Genomic DNA, 19,437 nt, shown 5'->3' with positions numbered 1-19,437 from the left:
GCGAGGGAAGCTCTCCCAAACGAAAACGCCGCCCCGAAAGGGCGGCGTTTTCGTTTGGTGTGGCGACCGGCTGGCGGTTCAGCGCCCGCGCAGGCCTGCCGCGATGTCGCGGTTGATGTTGATCAGCACACCCAGGGATTGCGGCTGCGGATCCGCCGAAATCCTGAAGGTCTGGTTGAAGATGAAATTGGCGAGGCTGAGGATGTTGGTCTTGATGCCGACCGGGAGCGGATTGTCCTCGGCGATGACGGCGGAGACCAGCAGGGTCCAGAGGCGGCGGTTGTAGGTCAGCGCCTCGTCGAGCTCACGGTCACTCAGGCTCCAGTCGTCGGCGACGGTCTGGAGCCGCATGGCGGCCTTGATCAGAAGGGAGGCTTCGAGCTCGCGGGGCGAAACGACGGACTGGGCTGCCTTGGCAGCGGCGGCGTAGGCGTTAAACCCGTTTTGCATTCTCGATCAATTCCGCTTCATAGACGATCAGCTTTCTGGCCGCCTTGAGAGCTTTGTAGAGGTCGTCGCTTAAGATGCGGTTATTGATCTCGTGAATATGCGGCAGAGCGCTGGGCGCTGCGTTGATGAAATCGCGCACGAGCTGGAAATAAGTCTCGTGCTCGTGCGTCGGATCCTGCGCCAGATACATGAGCTGGATCGCGAGATAGATCTTCTTGGCCGGGGTATCGGCGGTCGCCGCGGTCAGAATGTCCTTCTCGCGCAGGATGGGCGCTTCGCCCTCGATGAAGAAGCGCGTGCGCTGCTCGTCGTTGCGGATCACCACCTGGCCGATGATGATCCGTTCGCGCGGCTTGAGCTCGACCTTGAGGGCCATGGCGGTCCTGCCTTCTGGCTGGAGGGGAGGGCGGGCGGCGGCTTCGGCGTCAGCCGAAGAGCCGGAGCACGCCCTGATCGGCCTGGTTCGCCAGAGACAGCGCGGTCTGCGAGAGCTGCTGGCGGGTGTTGAGGGCCAGCAGGCTGGCGCCTTCGGCGTTCGAATCCGCGGCCACCAGATTGTCGGCGCCGGTGGTCAGCGTGTTCGACAGGTTCTTGGTGAAGTCCTGGCGGGTCTGCACGATCGAGAGGCTCGAACCGAGCGTCGAGGAGGTCGAGCGCAGCGAGGTCAAGGCACCCGTCAGAATATCGGCCATGTTGTTCAGGGCGTTGTCGTCCTGAATATTGAACTGGCCGGTGGTCGCGGTGCCGCTGGTGGCTTGCAGGATGCCCAGATTGGCGGCCGTGATGGTCTCGCCCTGAACGTCCAGCTTGGCCTGGTTGGCGCCGGTCTTCTCATTGAAGATGATCGAAAGCTTGTCGCCGGACAGCAGGTTCTTACCGTTGAAGCCGGCATCCTTGGCCAGCTGGTCGATCTGCTTGGTCAGGTCGTTGAACTGGTTGATCAGGTTGGTGCGCACGGTCGAGTTGCCGGCGGCGGCCGGAATACCAGTATTGGCCGTCGTCAGCGGCAAGCCGAGCAGGTCGTTCTGGCTGAGCGTGTCGCTCTGCGAGTTGGCGAGCGCCGTCGCGGCGCTGGCGTTGCTGGCGATGCCGATCTGCAGGGTGCTGGAGCCGGTGCCCGTGACGTTGAGCTTGCCGCTGCTGTCGACCGAGGCATTGGCGATGCCGGAGCGGTTGATCTCGTTGACGACGTCGCGGATCGTCGAGGTCGCGGTCAGGGTCGTCGAGACGAAGGTCGTGTCGCCGGCCTTGATCGACAGGGTGATGTTGGCGCCCAGGCCGAGCGAGGCGTCCGTGGTGACGCCGGTCGTCGAGTTGTAGCTCGCCGCTGCGCCGGCGCCGCCCAGGGTCGTGTCGAGGGCGATGTCCTTGGCGCTCTTGTTGCCGGTATAGGTGTTGCCGCCGATCTTGCCGCCGACGGTGATCGTGCCGTTGGTCGCGCTGCCGATCACGTTCGGGCGGTTGCTGGCGGTGTCGGCCTGCGCCTGCTTGATCGTCGACTGCAGCGACTGCACGAGCTTGGCGATCGAATCGACGCCCTGCGAGGCGGCGGTGATGGTCTGGATGCCGTTCGAGATGCCGTCGAGCAGGCCGGTGAGGGCGCCCGAGCGGTCGTTGAGGCCCAGCGCGGTGAAATAGTTCACCGGGTTGTCGATGGCCGAATTGACCTTCTTACCCGTCGAGAGGCGGTTCTGGATGACGGACTGCTGGTCGCGGGTCTGCTGCAGGGTGAGAAGGTTCTGCCTGACGCCGCTGGTTAGAATCGGATTGGCCATCGTTCGGTCCCCTACAGCGCGATTCGGCGCTTGCGGTTTGATCTCGGGGCCGACAATGCTTTGTTAAGGATAAGAAATGGTTAATGCCGCGGTTTCTCCGCGGCCATTGGGCTCGGCGGCCGTTACACCCCCCTTCAACGAAAAAAAACGGCGGAGCTTTCGCTCCGCCGCTTCGGTTCTTCGGCCCGCGTCCTGCAGGCAGCCCGCTTCTGCGGACGAAGGATCAGAACAGGCGCAGGATCGCCTGGTCGGCCTGGTTCGACAGCGACAGAGCGGTCTGGGACAGCTGCTGGCGGGTCTGCAGGGCGAGCAGGTTTGCCGCTTCCTGATTGGTGTCGGCGGAGACGAGGTTGTCGGCGCCGGCAGTCAGGGTGTTGGCCAGGTTCTTGGTGAAATCCTGGCGGGTCTGCACCGTCGAGAGGCTCGCGCCCAGCGACGAGGAGGTCGAACGCAGCGAGGAGAGCGCGCCGGTCAGCGTGTCAGCCATGGTCGACAGGGAGGCGTCGTCCTGGATGTTGAACTGACCCGTCGTCGCAGTGCCGTTGACGGCCTGGTCGATCCCGAGATTGGCAGCGGTGATCGTCTGGCCCTGAACGTCGAGCTTCGACTGGTTCGTGCCGGTCTTCTCGTTGAACACCACCGAGAGCTTGTCGCCGGTCAGCAGGTTCTTGCCGTTGAAGCCCGCATCCTTGGCCAGCTGGTCGATCTGCTTGGTCAGATCGTTGAACTGGTTGACGAGGTTGGAGCGAACGGTCGAGTTGCCCGAGGCCGAGATGCCGGTGGAGTAGTCCGTCGCGGCGAGGCCGAGAGCGGTGTTCTGACCACCCGCCTGAGCATCCGTGAGGGCAGCGCCGGCGTTCGCACCGGCGCCGAGGCCGATCTTCAGCGTGTCGGAACCCGCACCGGTGACGTTCAGCTTGCCGGAATCGTCGATCGAAGCGGTCGCGATGCCCGACTTGTTGATCTCGTTGACGAGATCGCGAACCGTCGAGGTGGCGGTCAGCGAGGTCGAGGTGAAGGTCGTGTTGCCGGCCGTGATCGTCAGGGCCAGGTTGGTCGTGGTGCTCGCGATGCCGAGGTTGCCCTTGGCGCTCGCGGTCGCCGCGTTGTCGGTGCCCGTCGCGTTGTCGTCGACGAGAGCCTTGTCGAGGGTAACGTCCTTCAGGCTCTTGCTGGTCGCGGCGGCTTCAGCCGCGGTGGCAAGCGCCGTGCCGGCCTTGGTCGGACGGTTGGCGGCGTTGTCGGCCTGAGCCTGCTTGATGGTCGACTGCAGCGACGACACGAGCTTGGTGATCGAGTCGATGCCCTGCGAGGCGGCGGTGATGGTCTGGATGCCGTTCGAGATGCCGTCCAGATTCTTCGTCAGCTGCGAGGCGCGATCGTTCAGGCCGGCAGCGGTGAAGAAGTTGACGGGATCGTCGACTGCGGAGTTGACCTTCTTGCCCGTGGACAGACGGTACTGCGAGGTCGCGGCGTCGGCCTTGACGGAAGACAGCGAGCCGAGCGCGGCGCGAACGCCAGCAGAGAGAGAAATCGTCGACATGGAAAAAACCCTTCTGGGATGGTGCCTTCTGGCGTCGAAGCCATCCTGGCTGCGACGGGGCGACCCTGCTGTCCCAGCCCGTAACAAGAGGTAAATTTCAGCCGGCGAATTGAGACGGATCGGTGGCTTGTCGGAGCGTGGTTAAGCAGTCTCTAACGGTGGTGGATTTGGCAGAGCGCCCAAACGCAAACCGCCCGCGCGGGGCGCGGGCGGCTTGACATGCACTGGAAGGGGGGAGGCGGCCGTCAGGCCGTCCGTTCGACCTGATGATGAGCCTCTGCGGATTCGCGTGCCCGCTCGGTGAGTTCCCGCGAATAAGCGCGCAGTTTCAAAAGGACCTCATCCGGCAATTGCGAGATCGTTTCGCCGGTGTGCGGGTCCTTCTTCTGAAGCACGATCGCGCGGGTCTGCGGATCGATGATCAGCTTGCGCTCGACCGTATCGTCTGCGGTGCGCGTCGCCGCGCGATTGTTCTGGTCGTTCGCCTGGGCGCGGCGCTCGCCATTGGCGCGGCTTTGCGCGTCACGCGTCTCGGCGCGGACCTCGACATTGACGGCGGAGCCTGCAGGGGCGGACTGCACGGTCTTTTCGGGAGGGAGCTCCACGGCGACGCTGCCGGCCTGGGCCGTTACGTCTGCGCGGGAAACGGGCGCCGCGCCGGTCACGGCTGCGAGCCTGGGTGCGTTGCCAAAATCCATGACCACTCCTTCTGGAGTCGTTCACGGCGCCGTCGCGCCGTTCTCACCAGGTGCCGGGATCAGGACGAGACTACCCGACACTGGGGAGAATGGCAGAAAAGATTGAATCCAGAGTCAAGAAATTAGGTAAATCTTTAGGGTTTCCGGCGCAGCCGGCGCGTAAACCCTTTATATACCAAGGCGCTGCCGTTTTCGGCGCCGGGCGGGCCGGTTCTCCCGACGCTACGTCGCTTACAGCCGGCGCGAAACGACCAGCGGACCGGAATTGGGGCGCGCAAAGACGCCGGCTCCGACGGTCGCGGCCGGGCCATAACCATTGGCGCGCATCGGCTTGTTGGCATCGGCGGCGAGGTCGCGGACGATCGATTCCGAGACGGCGCGCGCCGTCGCCAGTACGATCTGGTTGGTCTCGATCAGGCCCTGGAAGGCGAGATGGGCGTCCTTCAGCCGCTTGACCTGGTCGGGCACGAAGCGGGCGAGGGCCACGGCATTCAGCTTCACCTGCTCGACGCCGCGCATGTAGATGCCGGCGAGCTCGGTCTTGCGCGGCTCGCGGGTCATGGCTTCTGGCAGGCGGCCGGCGCGGACCAGCTCCGTCTCCTCTCCGACGAGATGCGAAAGCGCGCCGAGCGCCTCCAACACGGCCTCGACCAAGGCGCGGGCGCTGAGGGCGTCGGCGATGCGCGGGCGTTCGTCGAGGATAGGCTTAGCTGCCAGCATTCTGAACTCCGCCGGCGGCCTGCTCCTGGAGGCTGAGCAGGTCACGCATGATCTGGTTGGAGAGGCCGATACCGCCGGCCTTCTGAATCTGCTTGGCGTATTGCTGGCTGAGCTGGGAGCGCCAGATGCCGCCGCCTGTGCCGTTCTCGCCGAGCGGGCCCTCGGTGCCTTCGCTGGCGGTGAGCCGGTCGGTCATCTGCTCGAGGAACATGGTCTCGAAATCGTCGGCCTGCTTCTTCGCCTTGGCCTTGGCCGGGTCGAGCGCATTGGCGATACCGTCGACGACCTTACCGGCGACGCCGAGCGCGAGGTTCGCGGCGGGAAGCGCGAGGGCAGCAGTCATCACATCACCTCGATTTCGGCCTGCAGGGCGCCTGCCGACTTGATGGCCTGGAGAATGGAGATCAGGTCGCGCGGGCCGATGCCGAGCGCGTTGAGCCCGTCGACCAGCTCGGCCAGCGTCACGCTTTCGCGGACGAGGGCGAGCTTGTTGCCGCCGCCGGTATCGACCTTGACGTTGGTCCGCGGCGTCACGACCGTCTGGCCGCGGGAGAGCGGTTCGGGCTGCGAAACCTGCGGCTGCTCGCTGATCGTGACGGTGAGGTTGCCCTGCGCCACGGCGACGGTGGAGACGCGGACGTCCTTGCCCATGACGATGATGCCGGAGCGCTCGTCGATGACGATGCGGGCGAGCTGGTCGGGCTCGACGCGCAGCTGCTCGATATCGGTGAGCAGCTTGATCATGTTGCCCTTGAAGCGGGCGGGGATCTGCAGGACGACCGTCGAGGGATCGGTCGGCTCGGCCGAGTCGCCGCCGACGAATTCGTTTATCGCGGCAGCCATGCGGCGCGCGGTGGTCAGGTCGGGATTGCGCAGCGACAGGCGCAGCGTCTGAAGCTTGTTCAGCGCGAAGTCGATCTCGCGCTCGACGACGCCGCCATTGGCGATGCGGCCGACGGTCGGCACGCCGCGGGTGATCTTGCTGGCGTCGCCCTCGGCCGAGAAGCCGGAGATCGCGACCGGGCCCTGCGACACCGCATAAACCTCGCCATCGGCGCCGAGCAGCGGGGTGACCAGCAGCGTGCCGCCCTGCAGCGACTTGGCGTCGCCCATGGCCGAGACGGTGACGTCGACGCGCGTGCCCTGCGTGGAGAAGGGCGGCAGGTTGGCCGTCACCATCACGGCGGCGACGTTGGCGGTGCGCATGTTGGCGCCGCGGGTGTTGACGCCGAGACGCTCCAGCATCGCGGTGAGCGACTGCTTGGTGAAGGGCGTGTTGTTGAGCGTGTCGCCGGTGCCGTTGAGGCCGACGACGATACCGTAGCCGAGCAGCTGGTTGGTGCGGACGCCTTCGACCGAGGCGAGGTCCTTGATGCGCGAGAGTGCGAACACCGGCTGCGACGACAGGCCGACGACCACGGCCAGCATCGCGGCCAGCGGCTTCAGCAGCGTCTTCAGGGCGGGGTTGCGGAACATGCGTCTGGCACCAGCGGGTAGTTGAACTCGCCCGAGCCCTTGCGAGGGCCATGCCAAACCGCTCGAATTTGAAAAGCCTTGTTTGTCAGTCCTTTGCAGTTCGGCGGCATGTTGGGGAGGCCCCCGCGGAGCCTGCGCTTCCTGCCGGGGCGGCAGTTTCTGCCGGGCAGTTTACCGGCTGTTAACCGTCTTCCGGCAAGAGTTCGTTAACCCTTCCAGATCGTCTGATGTCGTTAAGTGACGATCTGGATCCTAATCATGGCATCGGATTCGTCCGAAAAGTGGCATTCACTTTTCGGTCCGATGCTCCAGAGGCCGCCGATGATCAGGATCGACCAGCGCGCGCCCATCTCGAATGCCGGCCCGGCCAGTTCCGCGAGGCGCTCGAGCGGCGCGGCCTTCACGCTTCCGACGCAGGAATCCACGACCGCGACCCGCAACAGCGGCGTCAGCGCGGCCGGGCCGCTCGACACCTTGCTCGCCGTGCAGGCGCAAGAGGACTCGCAGGACCGCAAGCGCCGGCAGGCAAGGCGCGGGCATGACCTGCTCGACGGGCTCGACCGTTTGAAGGCGGCGCTGCTTTCCGGGCGGGTGCTGCCCTCCGAGCTGGAGCGACTGCGCACGACGCTGTCGCTCCGGCGCGAGACCACGGACGACCCGCGGCTCGACGAGGTTCTGGCGCATATCGAACTGCGCGCGGCGGTCGAGCTGGCGAAGCTGAAGCGTTGAGCTCTTCAGGCACCATCATGCTCGCCCTTGTGGCGAGCATCCACGCCTTGAACACAGCCCTGCATCGGTAAAGACGTGGATGGTCGGGACAAGCCCGACCATGACGGGAAGCGTTACCGGATAAACTGATCGACATACTCTGCGCCGAGCCCGTTCCGGGCGTAATGCGCGCGGCATTTGTCGATGCGGGTGAAGACGTCGTCATAGCCGAGGCATTTGCCGTCCGGATCGACATAGATCATCGCGCCGTTCACCTGGAACATGGTGATCATCTCCTCGACATCGGGATCGACTACCAGCGTATGGGTCTCCCCCGGTGCCTCGTAGACATAGGAGCCTTCGGTCGCGACCCAGTCGTGTTCCAGATAGCGCCATTGGCCCTTGAGCACGTAGCCATGGACCGGCAGCGGATGACGATGGCGCGAGAGCACGCCGGCGCGGCGGACCTTGAGCAGGTTCATCCAGTAACCGCGCGAGGTGCACAGGAGCAGGGGGCGAAACCAGACATCGTCGTCGACCGGGACCCAGACGCGCTCGTCGGTCGGGATCACGTTGGGGACGATCAGTTCCGGCGGCGATTCCTTCGGTTGGGCATGGCGGTAGGGCGTCCAGCGCTCCTCCTGCGTGGCCGCGACGGGCATCGGGCTCGTCGTGTTCATGGTGTCTCTCCCGTGCTGATGTTCTGATTCAATCCGTGCACAATTCGCTTCATGTTCCCGGTCCAAGTTCTTGAGCGGGAATCGGATTTCCTAGACGGCGAGATAGCCGCCATCGACCGGCAGGATCGCGCCGGTGACGAATTGGGCTGCGTCCGAAAGCAGGAAGGCAATGGCGCCGCCGACATCGCCCGGCTTGCCCCAGCGGCCCATCGGCGTGCGGGCAAGGATCGGCGCCGAGCGCTCGGCATCCTCGACCAGCGGACGGGTGAGCTCGGTCTCGATCCAGCCCGGCGCGACCGCGTTGACGCGGATGCCGTCCGGCGCCCAGGCGGCGGCGAGCGATTTGGTGAGCTGGCCGATGCCACCCTTCGAGGCCGCATAGCCCGGCGCGAAGGGCGAGCCGTGGAAGGTCAGCATCGAGGCGATGTTGACGATGGCGCCGCCGGCCTTGTCCGCGCCCTTGGCGGCAAGCTTGTCCTTGGCGGCGAGGCACACCCGCATCGTGCCGTTGAGATTGACCTCGATGGTCAGGCGGAACGCGTCGATCTCGAATTCCTTGCCGCCGCGCTGGATCATGCCGGCGCAGTTCACCAGCGCGTCGAGGCGAGGGCAGGTCGCGACGATGGCCGCGACCTGATCCTCGCGGGTGACGTCGAGGCGGGCATGGCGGATCGCGGGATGGGCGGGCGCCGCCGCCACCTCCTCCTCGGTCAGGCCGGTGGCGAGCACGTCATAGCCGGCTTGAGCCAAAGCGAGGGCTGCACCGGCGCCGATACCGCGCGTGCCGCCGGTGACGAGAGCGAATTTGGTCGAGGTCGGATGTGTCATAGGGCGAGGCTAGAGCGGCCTACGCCCAGGGGGAAGGCGGGGAAGATGCAGGCCGCCATGCGATGGCGGCCGTGGCGGTCAGTTCCACTTGTATTTCAGGGAGAGCATGGCCCGGCCGCGCGTCTCGAAATCGCTGGCGACGAGCGGCACCTTGCGCGCCAGCGTGACGTCGAAAGAGGTCTGCCAGGGCAGGTCGGCGAGCCTGGCAAGATCGACGGAAAGCTTCATCTCCGGTGTCAGCGCGGTGTGAAGGCCGTCGCCCGGTGCGAAGACATAGTTGCCGGCCATGGCGAGCTGTGACGTCAGCGTGAGGTGCGGAAACAGCTCCTGCCGGTAGCCGATGAGCGCTTCCCCGGTCTGTTCGGGGCTGCCATAGAGCGCGCTGCCGCCGCCGGTCGCGAGGCCCCAGATGAAGCCGTTTCCGCCAGCGACGGGCTGCGCCAGCCGCCAGCGCAGTTCGGCGTTGCGCGTCGTGCCGGTGCTGGCCGGCTCGGAAAGCGTGGTCGAGAGCGAGAAGATGTCCTGACCGAGCTTGAAGCCGACCGAACGATCCTGCTCCGCGCTCGTCATGGTCTGGCGCGCAGCGAAGCCCTTGCGGATGATGTCGACGGGAATGGGGGCCCGCGCCCGCAAATGAGCTCCCGACTCCGCCGCCGCTCGACCAATCGCGGCGAGTGCCGGATCGAAGACGACGGCGTCGGGGTCTGCTGCCGCAAGCGACGAGGTCGCCATCACGTCGGCATCGGGGTCGACAAGCGCGCCACGCGGAATCGGCAGCGGCCTGGCCGGGGCTTCCTCAGCCGTTATAGGCGCGGAGGCGAGGGCGGGGCCAAGCGTCGCCGCGAGAAGGATCGCGGCCGGCTGGAGGCAGGCGCGAAGATCGAGAATGAAACGGAACACGTCGTTCGTCCTGTCGCTATGACGAGCGGCAGGTCAGGCTAGGCGCGGAAGGTGCCGATTTTGCGGCGGTGCAGCATAATCCTGCCCCGCTGGATTGCCCGAAAGCTGCGCTTCCCCCGCCGCCCTTAACCCGCGGCGCGCTTTCCCTTCGGCTGAAGCAGCCGAAGGAGAAGAATTCGCGCCTAATCAAATCATTGAGCATGTTCTGGGCCGCAAAAGTGGTTTCCACTTTTGCGGAACATGCTCTAGGAAGCGACCCAGCCGTGGGCCGTGGCCGAGAGCCACCGTTTCGGATCGTTCTATCTGGAGAGAACAGGGGTCATCGCATGAGCAAGATCAAGGTCGCCAACCCGATCGTCGACATGGACGGCGACGAGATGACCCGGATCATCTGGCAGAAGATCAAGGACACGCTGATCTTCCCGTATCTGGACCTCGAGCTCGACTATTACGACCTCTCGGTCGAGAACCGTGACGCGACCAACGACCAGGTCACGATCGACGCCGCCAACGCCACCAAGAAGCATGGCGTTGCCGTGAAGTGCGCGACCATCACGCCGGACGAAGCCCGCGTGAAGGAGTTCAACCTCAAGGAGATGTGGAAGTCGCCGAACGGCACGATCCGCAACATCCTCGGCGGCGTGATCTTCCGCGAGCCGATCATCTGCAAGAACGTGCCGCGCCTCGTGCCGGGCTGGACCCAGCCGATCGTCATCGGCCGCCATGCCTTCGGCGACCAGTACCGCGCGACCGACTTCAAGTTCCCGGGCAAGGGCACGCTCTCGATCAAGTTCGTCGGCGAGGACGGCAACGTCATCGAGAAGGAGGTCTTCAAGGCCCCTGAGGCCGGCGTCGCCATGGCGATGTACAACCTCGACGACTCGATCCGCGACTTCGCCCGCGCTTCGCTGAACTACGGCCTGATGCGCAAGTATCCGGTCTATCTCTCGACCAAGAACACCATCCTCAAGACCTATGATGGCCGCTTCAAGGACATCTTCCAGGAGGTCTACGAGAAGGAGTTCAAGGCCAAGTTCGACGAGCTCGGCATCACCTACGAGCACCGCCTGATCGACGACATGGTCGCTTCGGCGATGAAGTGGTCGGGCGGCTATGTCTGGGCCTGCAAGAACTACGACGGCGACGTGCAGTCCGACACCGTGGCGCAGGGCTTCGGCTCGCTCGGCCTGATGACCTCGGTGCTGATGACGCCGGACGGCAAGACCGTCGAGGCCGAGGCCGCGCACGGCACGGTGACCCGCCACTACCGCGAGCACCAGAAGGGCAAGGAGACCTCGACGAACTCGATCGCCTCGATCTTCGCCTGGACCCGCGGCCTCAGCCACCGCGCCAAGCTCGACAACAATGCCGAGCTGGCCAAGTTCGCCTCCCTGCTGGAGAAGGTCACGGTCGACACGGTCGAGGCCGGCGACATGACCAAGGACCTCGCCCTGCTGGTCGGCGCCGAGCAGAAGTGGCTCTCGACCACGGGCTTCCTCGAGAAGGTCAGCGACAACATGCGCAAGGCGATGGCCGCCTGATTTCGGGCGCATCGCTGCGTGGAATGAGAAGCCCGGCCGAAAGGCCGGGCTTTTTCATGCGTTGAATCTGTCTGCGGCGATCAGCTCTTCCGCGCCACGATGTAGGGACGTCTGTCCTCCCCTCGGGCCGCGTGGCTTTCCATCGCCAAGATCACGAAGCCCGCCGCGGCTATGCGCTCCTTCAACTCTGCCGCGCGAAAGACGCCGGCATAGGGCGCCAGGCGGAGCGCCCGCATCACGGGCAGCACTCCGTATCCGAGGAGCGGATTCATGTCCCCGATGCAGGGCGTTTTCGAAACGAATAGCCCGCCCGCTGCAAGCAAGCCGTGGATGCGGTCCAGTGTACCCGGCAGATCACGGACCAGATGCAGGTAGTTGAAGCCCAAAACGACATCGAAGCCCATATCGGGCGCTAGCGTTTCCGTTGTGGCGACGCGAAAGCTCAATCCTGGGATCGCGACAGCCGCATGTCTCTCCTCGGCGATCGCGATCATGCCGGGGGAGATGTCCGTCGCGAGATAGCTTTGCACGCAATTCGCGAGCCGCAGCGCCGTCGTTCCGGTGCCGCAGCCGAGTTCCAGCACCCGGCCCTGCGGTTTCAGCAGCCGACGGGTCCGATCCAGCGTGCGCTCATAGCCGGTACGATCTGCGATATTGCTGCGGGCGTAACGCCGGGAAGTCCGATCCCAGAAATGGGCATCGCTCTCCGCATTCATGACGGGTCGCTCCCTGCTGCCGGGCCACCATAGGTGTCGAAGGTTGCACGAGCTTTGACAGGGGCGCAGCCCGCTGGCCGTGAATTACTCTATCCTGACCGGCCGTCGCGCCAGAATCCGATGCTCCGCCAGCGGTGCATGCAGTACGTAGCGCAGTTCGTAGACGCCGGGCTGGTCAGGCGCCTCCAGCATCGCCTCGACATTCTCGGCCGGGAAGAAGCGCGGGCCGTCCGCATCGGCCGGCGCGTCGGGCTTCACCAGCATCACGCGGTCCTGCTCGCCATTGGGGCCGATGCCGCGCACTGGCAGGCCCTGACCGCGGCTGATGCGCTCGGGTGCGGCCAGGGTCGCGCTCGGCTCGGTCGTAGCGAGCGGCTGGCGCAGCAGGATCACGGCGGCGCCGTCCTTCTCCACCGTCAGGCGCAGTTCGTAGGTGCCGACAACGCCGGGTGTCGGCAGGTTCGGCACCGTGTTCTTCAACTCGACGACGACGATCGCCCTGTCCGCCGGATCGTCCGGCCGGGCGATGGCAAGGCGGGCGCCTTGCGGTGCGTTGCTCAGGAGCACGCTGAGCGGCGCGCCGGCCATGATGCTGCGCGCCGCGGAAAGCGAGGGCTGCGACGGGCGCGGTGCGGGCTTCTGCTGCTTCTGAGCGGCAGCCGTAGCCGGCCAGAGGCCAGCCGCGATCAAGAGGGCGCGGCGGGAGAGGGCACCGATGGAGGCGCCGCTTTTCCCAGTCGCCATCAGCCCATTGCGGCCGCGACGGCGTCGAGCGCTTCCTGCGCCTTGCTGCCGTCCGGCCCGCCGGCCTGGGCCATGTCGCGGCGGCCGCCGCCCCCCTTGCCGCCAAGCTGCTCGGAAGCGGCGCGCACCAGCGCGACGGCGTCGAAGCGCTCGGTCAGATCGGGCGTGACACCGACCACGACGCCGGCCTTGCCATCATCGGCGACACCGACGATTGCGACGACGCCAGAGCCGACGCGGGCCTTGGCCTCGTCGGCGAGGCTCTTCAGGTCCTTCATCTCGATGCCCGTGACGGCACGCGCCAGCAGCTTGGCACCGGCAATCTCCTGGATCGGTTCCTCGGTCGCGCCACCGCCGCCCATGGCGAGCTTCTTGCGGGCCTCTGTCAATTCGCGATCGAGCTTGCGGCGCTCCTCGATCAGCGCGGCCAAGCGATTGCCGGCTTCGGCGGCGGGTACCTTGAGCAGGCTCGCGAGCCCGTCGAGCAGACACGATTCCTCGTTGAGGCGCAGGCGGGCGCCATTGCCGGTCATGGCTTCGAGACGGCGCACGCCGGCCGCGACGGCGCCTTCACCGACGATGCTGACGAGGCCGATATCGCCGGTGCGCGCGGCATGGGTGCCGCCGCAGAGCTCGACCGAATAGGCCTTGCCGGCCGGGTTCTTGCCCATGGCGACGACGCGGACCTCGTCGCCGTATTTCTCGCCGAAGAGCGCGCGGGCGCCTGAGGCGATCGCTTCGTCGACGCTCATCAGGCGGGTGGTGACCGGCTCGTTCTGCAGGATGATCGCATTGGCGATCTCCTCGACCTCGCGCAGCTCCTCGGCGCTGATGGGCTTGGGATGCGAGAAGTCGAAGCGCAGGCGATCGGCCGAGACCAGCGAACCTTTCTGCGCGACATGGTCACCGAGGACGAGGCGCAGCGCCTCGTGCAGCAGGTGGGTCGCCGAGTGGTTGGCGCGGATCGCGGTGCGGCGCTCATGGTCGACGACGAGCTCGACGGCGGCGCCGAGCTTCAACTCGCCTTCCTTGACGGTGACGCTATGGGCGAAGACATCGCCGAGCTTCTTCTGAACGTCGGAGACCTCGACCACCGTACCGGGCGCCTTGATCAGGCCGGCATCGCCGACCTGGCCGCCGGACTCGCCATAGAACGGGGTCTGGTTGACCAGCATGAAACCGCTCTCGCCGGCCTTGAGCGAGGGCACCTCGGCATTGTCGCGGATCAGCGCGGTGACGACGCCTTCGGCGGTCTCGGTGTCGTAGCCGAGGAATTCGGTCGCGCCGACCTTGTCGCGCAGCGGGAACCAGAGGGTCTCGGTCGCCGCCTCGCCGGAGCCGGACCAGGCGGCGCGCGCCTTGGCCTTCTGCTGCTGCATGGCAGCGTCGAAGCCCTCGACGTCGACGGTGATCTCGCGGGCGCGCAGCGCATCCTGCGTCAGGTCGAGCGGGAAGCCATAGGTGTCGTAGAGGGTGAAGGCGACATCGCCCTTGAGGCTCTGGCCGGCGGTCAGATCCTTCGAGGCGTCGTCGAGCAGAGTGAGGCCGCGCGCCAGCGTGGTGCGGAAACGGGTTTCCTCCAGCTTCAGCGTCTCGGTGATCAGCGCCTCGGCACGCAGCAATTCGGGATAGGCGCGGCCCATCTCGCGGGTCAGCGCAGGCACGAGCTTGTAGAGCAGCGGTTCCTTGGCGCCGAGGAGCTGCGCATGGCGCATGCCGCGGCGCATGATGCGCCGCAGGACGTAGCCGCGGCCTTCGTTCGAGGGCAGCACGCCGTCGGCGATCAGGAAGGCCGAGCAGCGCAGATGGTCGGCGATGACGCGATGGCTCGCCTTCATCGGCCCGTCCGGATCGACCGAGGTCAGGTCGGCGATGGCGGTGATCAGCGCGCGGAACAGGTCGATATTGTAGTTGTCATGCGTACCCTGGAGCACGGCCGCGATGCGCTCCAGCCCCATGCCGGTATCGATCGAGGGGCGGGGCAGGTTGGTGCGGATGCCGCCGGCCGCTTCCTCGTATTGCATGAACACGAGGTTCCAGATCTCGATGAAGCGGTCGCCGTCCTGCTCGGCCGAGCCGGGCGGGCCGCCCCAGATATGGTCGCCATGATCGTAGAAGATCTCGGAGCAGGGGCCGCAGGGGCCGGTATCGCCCATCCGCCAGAAATTGTCCGAGGTCGGGATGCGGATGATCTTGTCGTCGGTCAGGCCGGCGATCTTCTTCCAGAGGGCGTGCGCCTCGTCATCCTCGGAATAGACGGTGACCGTCAGCTTGTCCTTGGGCAGGCCGAACTCGCGGGTGACCAGGGTCCAGGCGTGATTGATCGCCTGCTCCTTGAAGTAGTCGCCGAAGGAGAAGTTCCCCAGCATCTCGAAGAAGGTGTGGTGGCGGGCGGTGTAGCCGACATTGTCGAGGTCGTTGTGCTTGCCGCCGGCGCGCACGCATTTCTGCGCGGTGGTAGCGCGCGAATAGGGGCGCTTCTCCTGGCCGGTGAAGACGTTCTTGAACTGCACCATGCCCGAATTGGCGAACATCAGCGTCGGGTCGTTGCGCGGCACGAGCGGGCTCGACGGCACGATCTCGTGGCCCTGGGACTTGAAGTAGTCGAGGAAGGTCGACCGGATATCGTTGACGCCGCTCATCGCTCTTTTGCGCTCTGATCTGGGGCAGGAGGCCGGGCGCACCCGGCAGGAAGGTCCGGTTCTAGTCAGGCCGCTCGCCGCTGTCCAGAAAGCTCGTTGCAGCGCACAGCCCGCAAGGCCTTATCGGCAAACGAAAACGGGCGGCCCGAAGGCCGCCCGCGCATTCGCCCCTGATCGGGAGGGTCGTCTCAGGCTTCGCCTTCGTCGAGATCGTCCGCGGTCGGGTCCGCCTGGTCGAGAATGCGGTCGGCGACGAGGCCGGAATTCTGACGGATCGTCGCCTCGATCTTGGCGGCCATGTCCGGGTTGTTCTTGAGGAAGGTCTTGGCGTTCTCGCGGCCTTGGCCGAGGCGCTGGCTGTCGAAGGAGAACCAGGCGCCGGATTTCTCGACCATGCCGGCCTTGACGCCGAGATCGATCAATTCGCCGACCTTCGAAATGCCCTCGCCGAACATGATGTCGAACTCGACCTGTTTGAAGGGTGGCGCGACCTTGTTCTTGACGACCTTGACGCGGACCTGGTTGCCGGTCGCCTCGTCGCGCTCCTTCAGCGTCGAGACGCGGCGGATATCGAGGCGCACCGAGGCGTAGAACTTGAGCGCGTTGCCGCCGGTCGTGGTCTCAGGCGAGCCGTACATCACGCCGATCTTCATGCGGATCTGGTTGATGAAGATGACCATGCAATTCGAGCGCGAGATCGAAGCGGTGAGCTTGCGCAGGGCCTGGCTCATCAAACGGGCCTGGAGGCCGGGCTGGACGTCGCCCATCTCGCCCTCGATCTCGGCGCGGGGCGTCAGTGCGGCGACGGAGTCGACCACGAGCACGTCGATTGCGCCGGAACGGACGAGCGTGTCGGTGATTTCCAGTGCCTGCTCGCCGGTATCGGGCTGCGAGATCAGCAGGTCGTCGAGATTGACGCCGAGCTTGCGGGCATAGACCGGATCGAGTGCGTGTTCGGCATCGACGAAGGCGCAGACGCCGCCCTTCTTCTGGGCCTCGGCGATGGTGTGCAGGGCGAGCGTGGTCTTGCCCGAGGATTCCGGCCCGTAGACCTCGACGACGCGGCCCTTGGGCAGGCCGCCGACGCCGAGCGCGATATCGAGGCCGAGCGAACCGGTCGAAATCGTCTCGATCTCGATCGCCTGCGGGTTCTTGCCGAGCCGCATGATCGAGCCCTTGCCGAAGGCGCGTTCGATCTGGGAGAGCGCCGCATCGAGCGCCTTGGCCTTGTCCATCGAGGAGCCTTCCACGAGTTTGAGATTCGCCTGATTCACGTTTCGGGCTCCTTATGACAGGGCGAGGGGGACATCTCAATGCGTCTTGACATGAGCATGGTCACGCTTTGTTCTTGCCTGCAAGTTCTTTTTTTGTTCTCGGTGTCAGTTTCTGTCAGGAGGCGTGTCAGGAGCTGTCACAAGAGGCATGGGCGCAGTCGTCCGGCGCCCCGTCACGGGCGCCGGCCGCTTCAGCCCATCGCCGCCTTCACCGTCTCGACGAGCTGCTTCATCGTGAAGGGCTTGGGCAGGAAGTGGAATTCCTCGCCCTCGGGCAGGTTCTTGCGGAAGGCCTCCTCGGCATAGCCGGAGACGAAGACGACCTTGGTGTTCGGGTTGCGCTTGCGCAATTCGCCGAGCAGCGTCGGGCCGTCCATTTCCGGCATCACCACGTCGGAGACGACGAGGTCGATCTTGCCATCGTTCTGCAGGAAGAGGTCGAGCGCCTCGACGCCGGAGGCCGCCTCATGGACGGTGTAACCGCGCGAGACCAGCATGCGGGCATTCAGCGCACGCACCGCGTCCTCGTCCTCGACCAGCAGGATGATTCCGGCGCCGGTATGGTCGGCAGCGAGCTTCTTCGGCGCTTCCTTGGCGGCGGCCTCGGCGGCGATCTCCTCCTGGCTCGGCACATGGCGCGGCAGGAAGATCTGGAAGGCCGTGCCCTTGCCGATGGTCGAGTCGACGAAGACATAGCCGCCGGTCTGCTTGACGATGCCATAGACCATGGAGAGGCCAAGGCCCGTGCCCTTGCCGACCTCCTTGGTGGTGAAGAAAGGCTCGAAGATCTTGTCGAGATGTTCTTGCGGGATGCCGGTGCCGGTGTCCTCGACCTCGAGCAGCACGTAATCGTCGGTGGGCAAGGCCTCGTGGCCGAAGGAGGCGCAGTCCTCGCGGGTGACGTTGCGGGTGCGGACCGCGAGCTTGCCGCCATCCGGCATGGCGTCGCGGGCGTTGACGGCGAGATTGACGATGACCTGCTCGAGCTGGCCGAGATCGGCCTTGACCGGCCAGAGATCGCGGCCCTGGCGGACGTCGAGCGTGACCTTGTCGGCGACGACGCGCTTCAGCATCAGCGAGAGATCGGAGAGCACCTCGCCGAGCTCCAGCACCTGCGGGCGCAGTGTCTGGCGGCGCGAGAAGGCGAGCAGCTGCCGCACCAGCGCCGCGGCGCGGTAGGCGTTCTGCTTGATCTGCATGATGTCCGGGAAGGACGGATCGGTCGGCCGGTGGCTTGCGAGCAGGAACTCGGAGGCGTTGATGATGACCTGCAGCACGTTGTTGAAATCGTGCGCGATGCCGCCGGCGAGCTGGCCGACCGCCTGCATCTTGCCGGCCTGGTCCATGTTGTCGCGCAGCTTGCGTTCGGCCGTGGTCTCCAGCGCGTAGACGATGGCGCGCTCGCCATCGTTGCCCTCGGTGCCGGCAACGGGGGTGAGGTAGAGCTTGGCCGAGCGGCCGTCCTCCCCGGCAAGCGCGAGGTCGAGCGGGGCGCCACCGGAGCGTCCGGCGACCACCTCGGCCAGAGCCTGGTCGAGCCCGGCGCCGGACGCGACGAGGTCGTGGATCGTGCGCGGCCGCAAGCCCGCCGGGATCAGCCGTGCGAAGGCGGCGTTCGAATGCAGGATGGCGCCTGCCTCGTCGATGGTGGCGATCGCCATCGGCGTCGAATGGAAGAAGCGCGCGAAGCGGACCTCGGCGTCGCTGCCGCCATCGGCACCGGCCTCGCCGGCCGTGCGGTTGAGGACGAGGGTGCGCGAGGGTCCTGCGCGGCCGTCCTGGCCGAAGGCGACCTGATGATGCAGGCGCACGGGCAGGGGGGCGCCGTTGCGGCGCTTCAGGTCGACATCGAGCACCTCGACGCGGACATCGCCGGGCTGGCCGCGGATCGCCTGGATCAGGGCGGCGGCGGAGGGCGTGCAGACATCGTCGAGATGCAGGCCGCCGGAGCCGAAGCGGGCGAGGTCGAAATCGAGCCAGCCCGAGAGGGTTGCGTTGAGATAGGAGATCTCGCCATCGGCATCGATCGAGATGAAGCCGGCGGGCGCGTGGTCGAGATAATCGATCGCGTGCTGGAGCTCCTGAAAGGCGTTCTCCTGGCGCTCGCGCTCGGGCGTGATGTCGGAAACGGACCAGATCGTCGCGGTCGAGGCTTCCCTGCGCACCGGCGATACACGGACACGATACCAGCCGACTTCGCCGCGTCCGTTGAGGGCGGGTTCCAGTCGAACTTCCTCGACGAGGCGGCGATGCTCTCGGGCGGCGGTGGCGAGCCGGTAGATCGCCTCGGAGACGTCGGCGCGGCCGGTGAGCAGGCGACCGACCGGCTTCAGGTCGTTGGCACCGGTGGCCCCCGCCAGCGCGAGATAGGCCTCGTTGGCGTAGACGATCTCGTTTTCGCTCTCGGTGACGACGATGCCGTCATCGGCCCGGTCGACGATCGCCTTGGTCAGGTCGTTGCGGGCGGCGCGGCCGGAAAACTGTACGAGCCCGATGGCGAAGGCGAAGAGGCCGAAGACACCGACGACAGAGAGCAGCGCGAGCAGGCCGAGGATCAGCGGCTGTGCCCATTCATTGGCAAGGAAGCCGAGCGCGATCGCCGCGCCGACGAGCAGCGCTGCGACGAACAGGATGATCCCGATATGGCCGGGCTTGTCCGAGCGATCGATCGTGTTGGTCGCCGTGGTGCCGCTCATTGCGGTGGAGTCCGTTCCCTTGCGGCCGCGCCGATGACCGGGCAGC

The 19,437-nt window shown here is 66.0% G+C and carries 18 protein-coding genes; 2 read left to right on the top strand and 16 right to left on the bottom strand.

Annotated features, from left to right (window positions below):
• Window positions 1-78 precede the first annotated feature (78 nt).
• The 8 genes from flaF to Q0Q36_RS11500 all read right to left on the bottom strand — a co-directional run bounded on the left by flaF (window position 79) and on the right by Q0Q36_RS11500 (window position 6,614).
• Entirely contained in the window at window positions 79-450 is a 372-nt protein-coding gene (gene flaF, locus Q0Q36_RS11535; RefSeq protein ID WP_265060141.1) for a flagellar biosynthesis regulator FlaF, read from the bottom strand.
• Window positions 434-826, bottom strand: coding sequence for a flagellar biosynthesis repressor FlbT (gene flbT, locus Q0Q36_RS11530; protein ID WP_199092993.1), 393 nt, complete (start codon window positions 824-826; stop codon window positions 434-436). The genes flaF and flbT overlap by 17 nt, the downstream gene beginning before the upstream one ends.
• A gap of 49 nt (window positions 827-875) precedes the next feature.
• Window positions 876-2,225, bottom strand: a complete 1,350-nt coding sequence (locus Q0Q36_RS11525; protein WP_265060140.1) for a flagellin — start codon at window positions 2,223-2,225, stop codon at window positions 876-878.
• Between the two features lie 223 nt (window positions 2,226-2,448).
• Window positions 2,449-3,768: a flagellin gene (locus tag Q0Q36_RS11520; protein WP_265060139.1), complete on the bottom strand. Its 1,320-nt coding sequence runs from the start codon at window positions 3,766-3,768 to the stop codon at window positions 2,449-2,451.
• 245 nt (window positions 3,769-4,013) lie between these two features.
• Window positions 4,014-4,466, bottom strand: a complete 453-nt coding sequence (locus tag Q0Q36_RS11515; RefSeq protein WP_293798271.1) for a hypothetical protein — start codon at window positions 4,464-4,466, stop codon at window positions 4,014-4,016.
• Window positions 4,467-4,697: 231 nt separating this feature from the next.
• On the bottom strand, window positions 4,698-5,186 hold the full coding sequence (locus tag Q0Q36_RS11510) for a hypothetical protein (RefSeq protein ID WP_293798269.1): 489 nt from the start codon (window positions 5,184-5,186) through the stop codon (window positions 4,698-4,700).
• A complete protein-coding gene (locus Q0Q36_RS11505) occupies window positions 5,173-5,529 on the bottom strand; it encodes a rod-binding protein (protein ID WP_293798268.1) in 357 nt (118 codons plus the stop codon). Before Q0Q36_RS11505 ends, Q0Q36_RS11510 begins: the two co-directional genes overlap by 14 nt.
• Entirely contained in the window at window positions 5,529-6,614 is a 1,086-nt protein-coding gene (locus tag Q0Q36_RS11500; RefSeq protein WP_293798340.1) for a flagellar basal body P-ring protein FlgI, read from the bottom strand. The genes Q0Q36_RS11505 and Q0Q36_RS11500 overlap by 1 nt, the downstream gene beginning before the upstream one ends.
• A gap of 369 nt (window positions 6,615-6,983) precedes the next feature.
• Here Q0Q36_RS11500 and Q0Q36_RS11495 point away from each other — a divergent pair, with 369 nt between their 5' ends.
• The gene (locus Q0Q36_RS11495) at window positions 6,984-7,391 is read left to right on the top strand and encodes a flagellar assembly protein FliX (RefSeq protein ID WP_293798267.1); all 408 of its coding nucleotides are present in this window, start codon (window positions 6,984-6,986) and stop codon (window positions 7,389-7,391) included.
• 113 nt (window positions 7,392-7,504) lie between these two features.
• Here the strand turns inward: Q0Q36_RS11495 and Q0Q36_RS11490 are convergent, their stop codons facing one another.
• The 3 genes from Q0Q36_RS11490 to Q0Q36_RS11480 all read right to left on the bottom strand — a co-directional run bounded on the left by Q0Q36_RS11490 (window position 7,505) and on the right by Q0Q36_RS11480 (window position 9,778).
• The gene (locus Q0Q36_RS11490; protein WP_293798265.1) at window positions 7,505-8,050 is read right to left on the bottom strand and encodes a 2,4'-dihydroxyacetophenone dioxygenase family protein; all 546 of its coding nucleotides are present in this window, start codon (window positions 8,048-8,050) and stop codon (window positions 7,505-7,507) included.
• Window positions 8,051-8,140: 90 nt separating this feature from the next.
• Window positions 8,141-8,878: an SDR family oxidoreductase gene (locus Q0Q36_RS11485; RefSeq protein ID WP_293798264.1), complete on the bottom strand. Its 738-nt coding sequence runs from the start codon at window positions 8,876-8,878 to the stop codon at window positions 8,141-8,143.
• 78 nt (window positions 8,879-8,956) lie between these two features.
• Entirely contained in the window at window positions 8,957-9,778 is an 822-nt protein-coding gene (locus Q0Q36_RS11480) for a hypothetical protein (protein WP_293798262.1), read from the bottom strand.
• Window positions 9,779-10,104: 326 nt separating this feature from the next.
• Here Q0Q36_RS11480 and Q0Q36_RS11475 point away from each other — a divergent pair, with 326 nt between their 5' ends.
• On the top strand, window positions 10,105-11,319 hold the full coding sequence (locus Q0Q36_RS11475) for an NADP-dependent isocitrate dehydrogenase (protein WP_293798260.1): 1,215 nt from the start codon (window positions 10,105-10,107) through the stop codon (window positions 11,317-11,319).
• A gap of 80 nt (window positions 11,320-11,399) precedes the next feature.
• Here Q0Q36_RS11475 and Q0Q36_RS11470 read toward each other — a convergent pair whose 3' ends face one another.
• The 5 genes from Q0Q36_RS11470 to cckA form a co-directional block, all read right to left on the bottom strand.
• Window positions 11,400-12,035 carry a bifunctional 2-polyprenyl-6-hydroxyphenol methylase/3-demethylubiquinol 3-O-methyltransferase UbiG gene (locus tag Q0Q36_RS11470; protein WP_293798259.1) on the bottom strand — a complete coding sequence of 212 codons (636 nt, stop codon included), beginning with the start codon at window positions 12,033-12,035 and terminating at the stop codon, window positions 11,400-11,402.
• Window positions 12,036-12,119: 84 nt separating this feature from the next.
• On the bottom strand, window positions 12,120-12,779 hold the full coding sequence (locus Q0Q36_RS11465; RefSeq protein WP_293798257.1) for a hypothetical protein: 660 nt from the start codon (window positions 12,777-12,779) through the stop codon (window positions 12,120-12,122).
• Complete coding sequence (alaS, locus tag Q0Q36_RS11460; protein WP_293798255.1) at window positions 12,779-15,421, bottom strand: alanine--tRNA ligase; 2,643 nt, start codon at window positions 15,419-15,421, stop codon at window positions 12,779-12,781. The genes Q0Q36_RS11465 and alaS overlap by 1 nt, the downstream gene beginning before the upstream one ends.
• 188 nt (window positions 15,422-15,609) lie before the next feature.
• Window positions 15,610-16,695, bottom strand: a complete 1,086-nt coding sequence (recA, locus tag Q0Q36_RS11455) for a recombinase RecA (protein ID WP_293798253.1) — start codon at window positions 16,693-16,695, stop codon at window positions 15,610-15,612.
• A 191-nt stretch (window positions 16,696-16,886) separates the two neighbouring features.
• Window positions 16,887-19,391: a cell cycle histidine kinase CckA gene (gene cckA, locus Q0Q36_RS11450; protein WP_293798251.1), complete on the bottom strand. Its 2,505-nt coding sequence runs from the start codon at window positions 19,389-19,391 to the stop codon at window positions 16,887-16,889.
• Window positions 19,392-19,437 lie beyond the last annotated feature (46 nt).

Source organism: uncultured Allobosea sp. (assembly GCF_945957345.1).
GTDB lineage: Bacteria > Pseudomonadota > Alphaproteobacteria > Rhizobiales > Beijerinckiaceae > Allobosea.
This window is presented reverse-complemented; position numbering and strand designations above follow the sequence as displayed.

Excerpts from the sequence above, each read along its gene's own strand:
- Q0Q36_RS11525 (WP_265060140.1), bottom strand. The coding sequence starts at position 2,225 with ATGGCCAATCCGATTCTAACCAGCGGCGTCAGGCAGAACCTTCTCACC.
- Q0Q36_RS11475 (WP_293798260.1), top strand. The coding sequence starts at position 10,105 with ATGAGCAAGATCAAGGTCGCCAACCCGATCGTCGACATGGACGGCGAC.
- Q0Q36_RS11485 (WP_293798264.1), bottom strand. The coding sequence starts at position 8,878 with ATGACACATCCGACCTCGACCAAATTCGCTCTCGTCACCGGCGGCACG.
- cckA (WP_293798251.1), bottom strand. The coding sequence starts at position 19,391 with ATGAGCGGCACCACGGCGACCAACACGATCGATCGCTCGGACAAGCCC.
- alaS (WP_293798255.1), bottom strand. The coding sequence starts at position 15,421 with ATGAGCGGCGTCAACGATATCCGGTCGACCTTCCTCGACTACTTCAAG.
- Q0Q36_RS11470 (WP_293798259.1), bottom strand. The coding sequence starts at position 12,035 with ATGAATGCGGAGAGCGATGCCCATTTCTGGGATCGGACTTCCCGGCGT.
- Q0Q36_RS11505 (WP_293798268.1), bottom strand. The coding sequence starts at position 5,529 with ATGACTGCTGCCCTCGCGCTTCCCGCCGCGAACCTCGCGCTCGGCGTC.
- Q0Q36_RS11510 (WP_293798269.1), bottom strand. The coding sequence starts at position 5,186 with ATGCTGGCAGCTAAGCCTATCCTCGACGAACGCCCGCGCATCGCCGAC.
- flbT (WP_199092993.1), bottom strand. The coding sequence starts at position 826 with ATGGCCCTCAAGGTCGAGCTCAAGCCGCGCGAACGGATCATCATCGGC.
- Q0Q36_RS11490 (WP_293798265.1), bottom strand. The coding sequence starts at position 8,050 with ATGAACACGACGAGCCCGATGCCCGTCGCGGCCACGCAGGAGGAGCGC.
- Q0Q36_RS11495 (WP_293798267.1), top strand. The coding sequence starts at position 6,984 with ATGATCAGGATCGACCAGCGCGCGCCCATCTCGAATGCCGGCCCGGCC.
- Q0Q36_RS11520 (WP_265060139.1), bottom strand. The coding sequence starts at position 3,768 with ATGTCGACGATTTCTCTCTCTGCTGGCGTTCGCGCCGCGCTCGGCTCG.
- Q0Q36_RS11515 (WP_293798271.1), bottom strand. The coding sequence starts at position 4,466 with ATGGATTTTGGCAACGCACCCAGGCTCGCAGCCGTGACCGGCGCGGCG.
- Q0Q36_RS11500 (WP_293798340.1), bottom strand. The coding sequence starts at position 6,614 with ATGCTGGCCGTGGTCGTCGGCCTGTCGTCGCAGCCGGTGTTCGCACTC.
- flaF (WP_265060141.1), bottom strand. The coding sequence starts at position 450 with ATGCAAAACGGGTTTAACGCCTACGCCGCCGCTGCCAAGGCAGCCCAG.
- Q0Q36_RS11465 (WP_293798257.1), bottom strand. The coding sequence starts at position 12,779 with ATGGCGACTGGGAAAAGCGGCGCCTCCATCGGTGCCCTCTCCCGCCGC.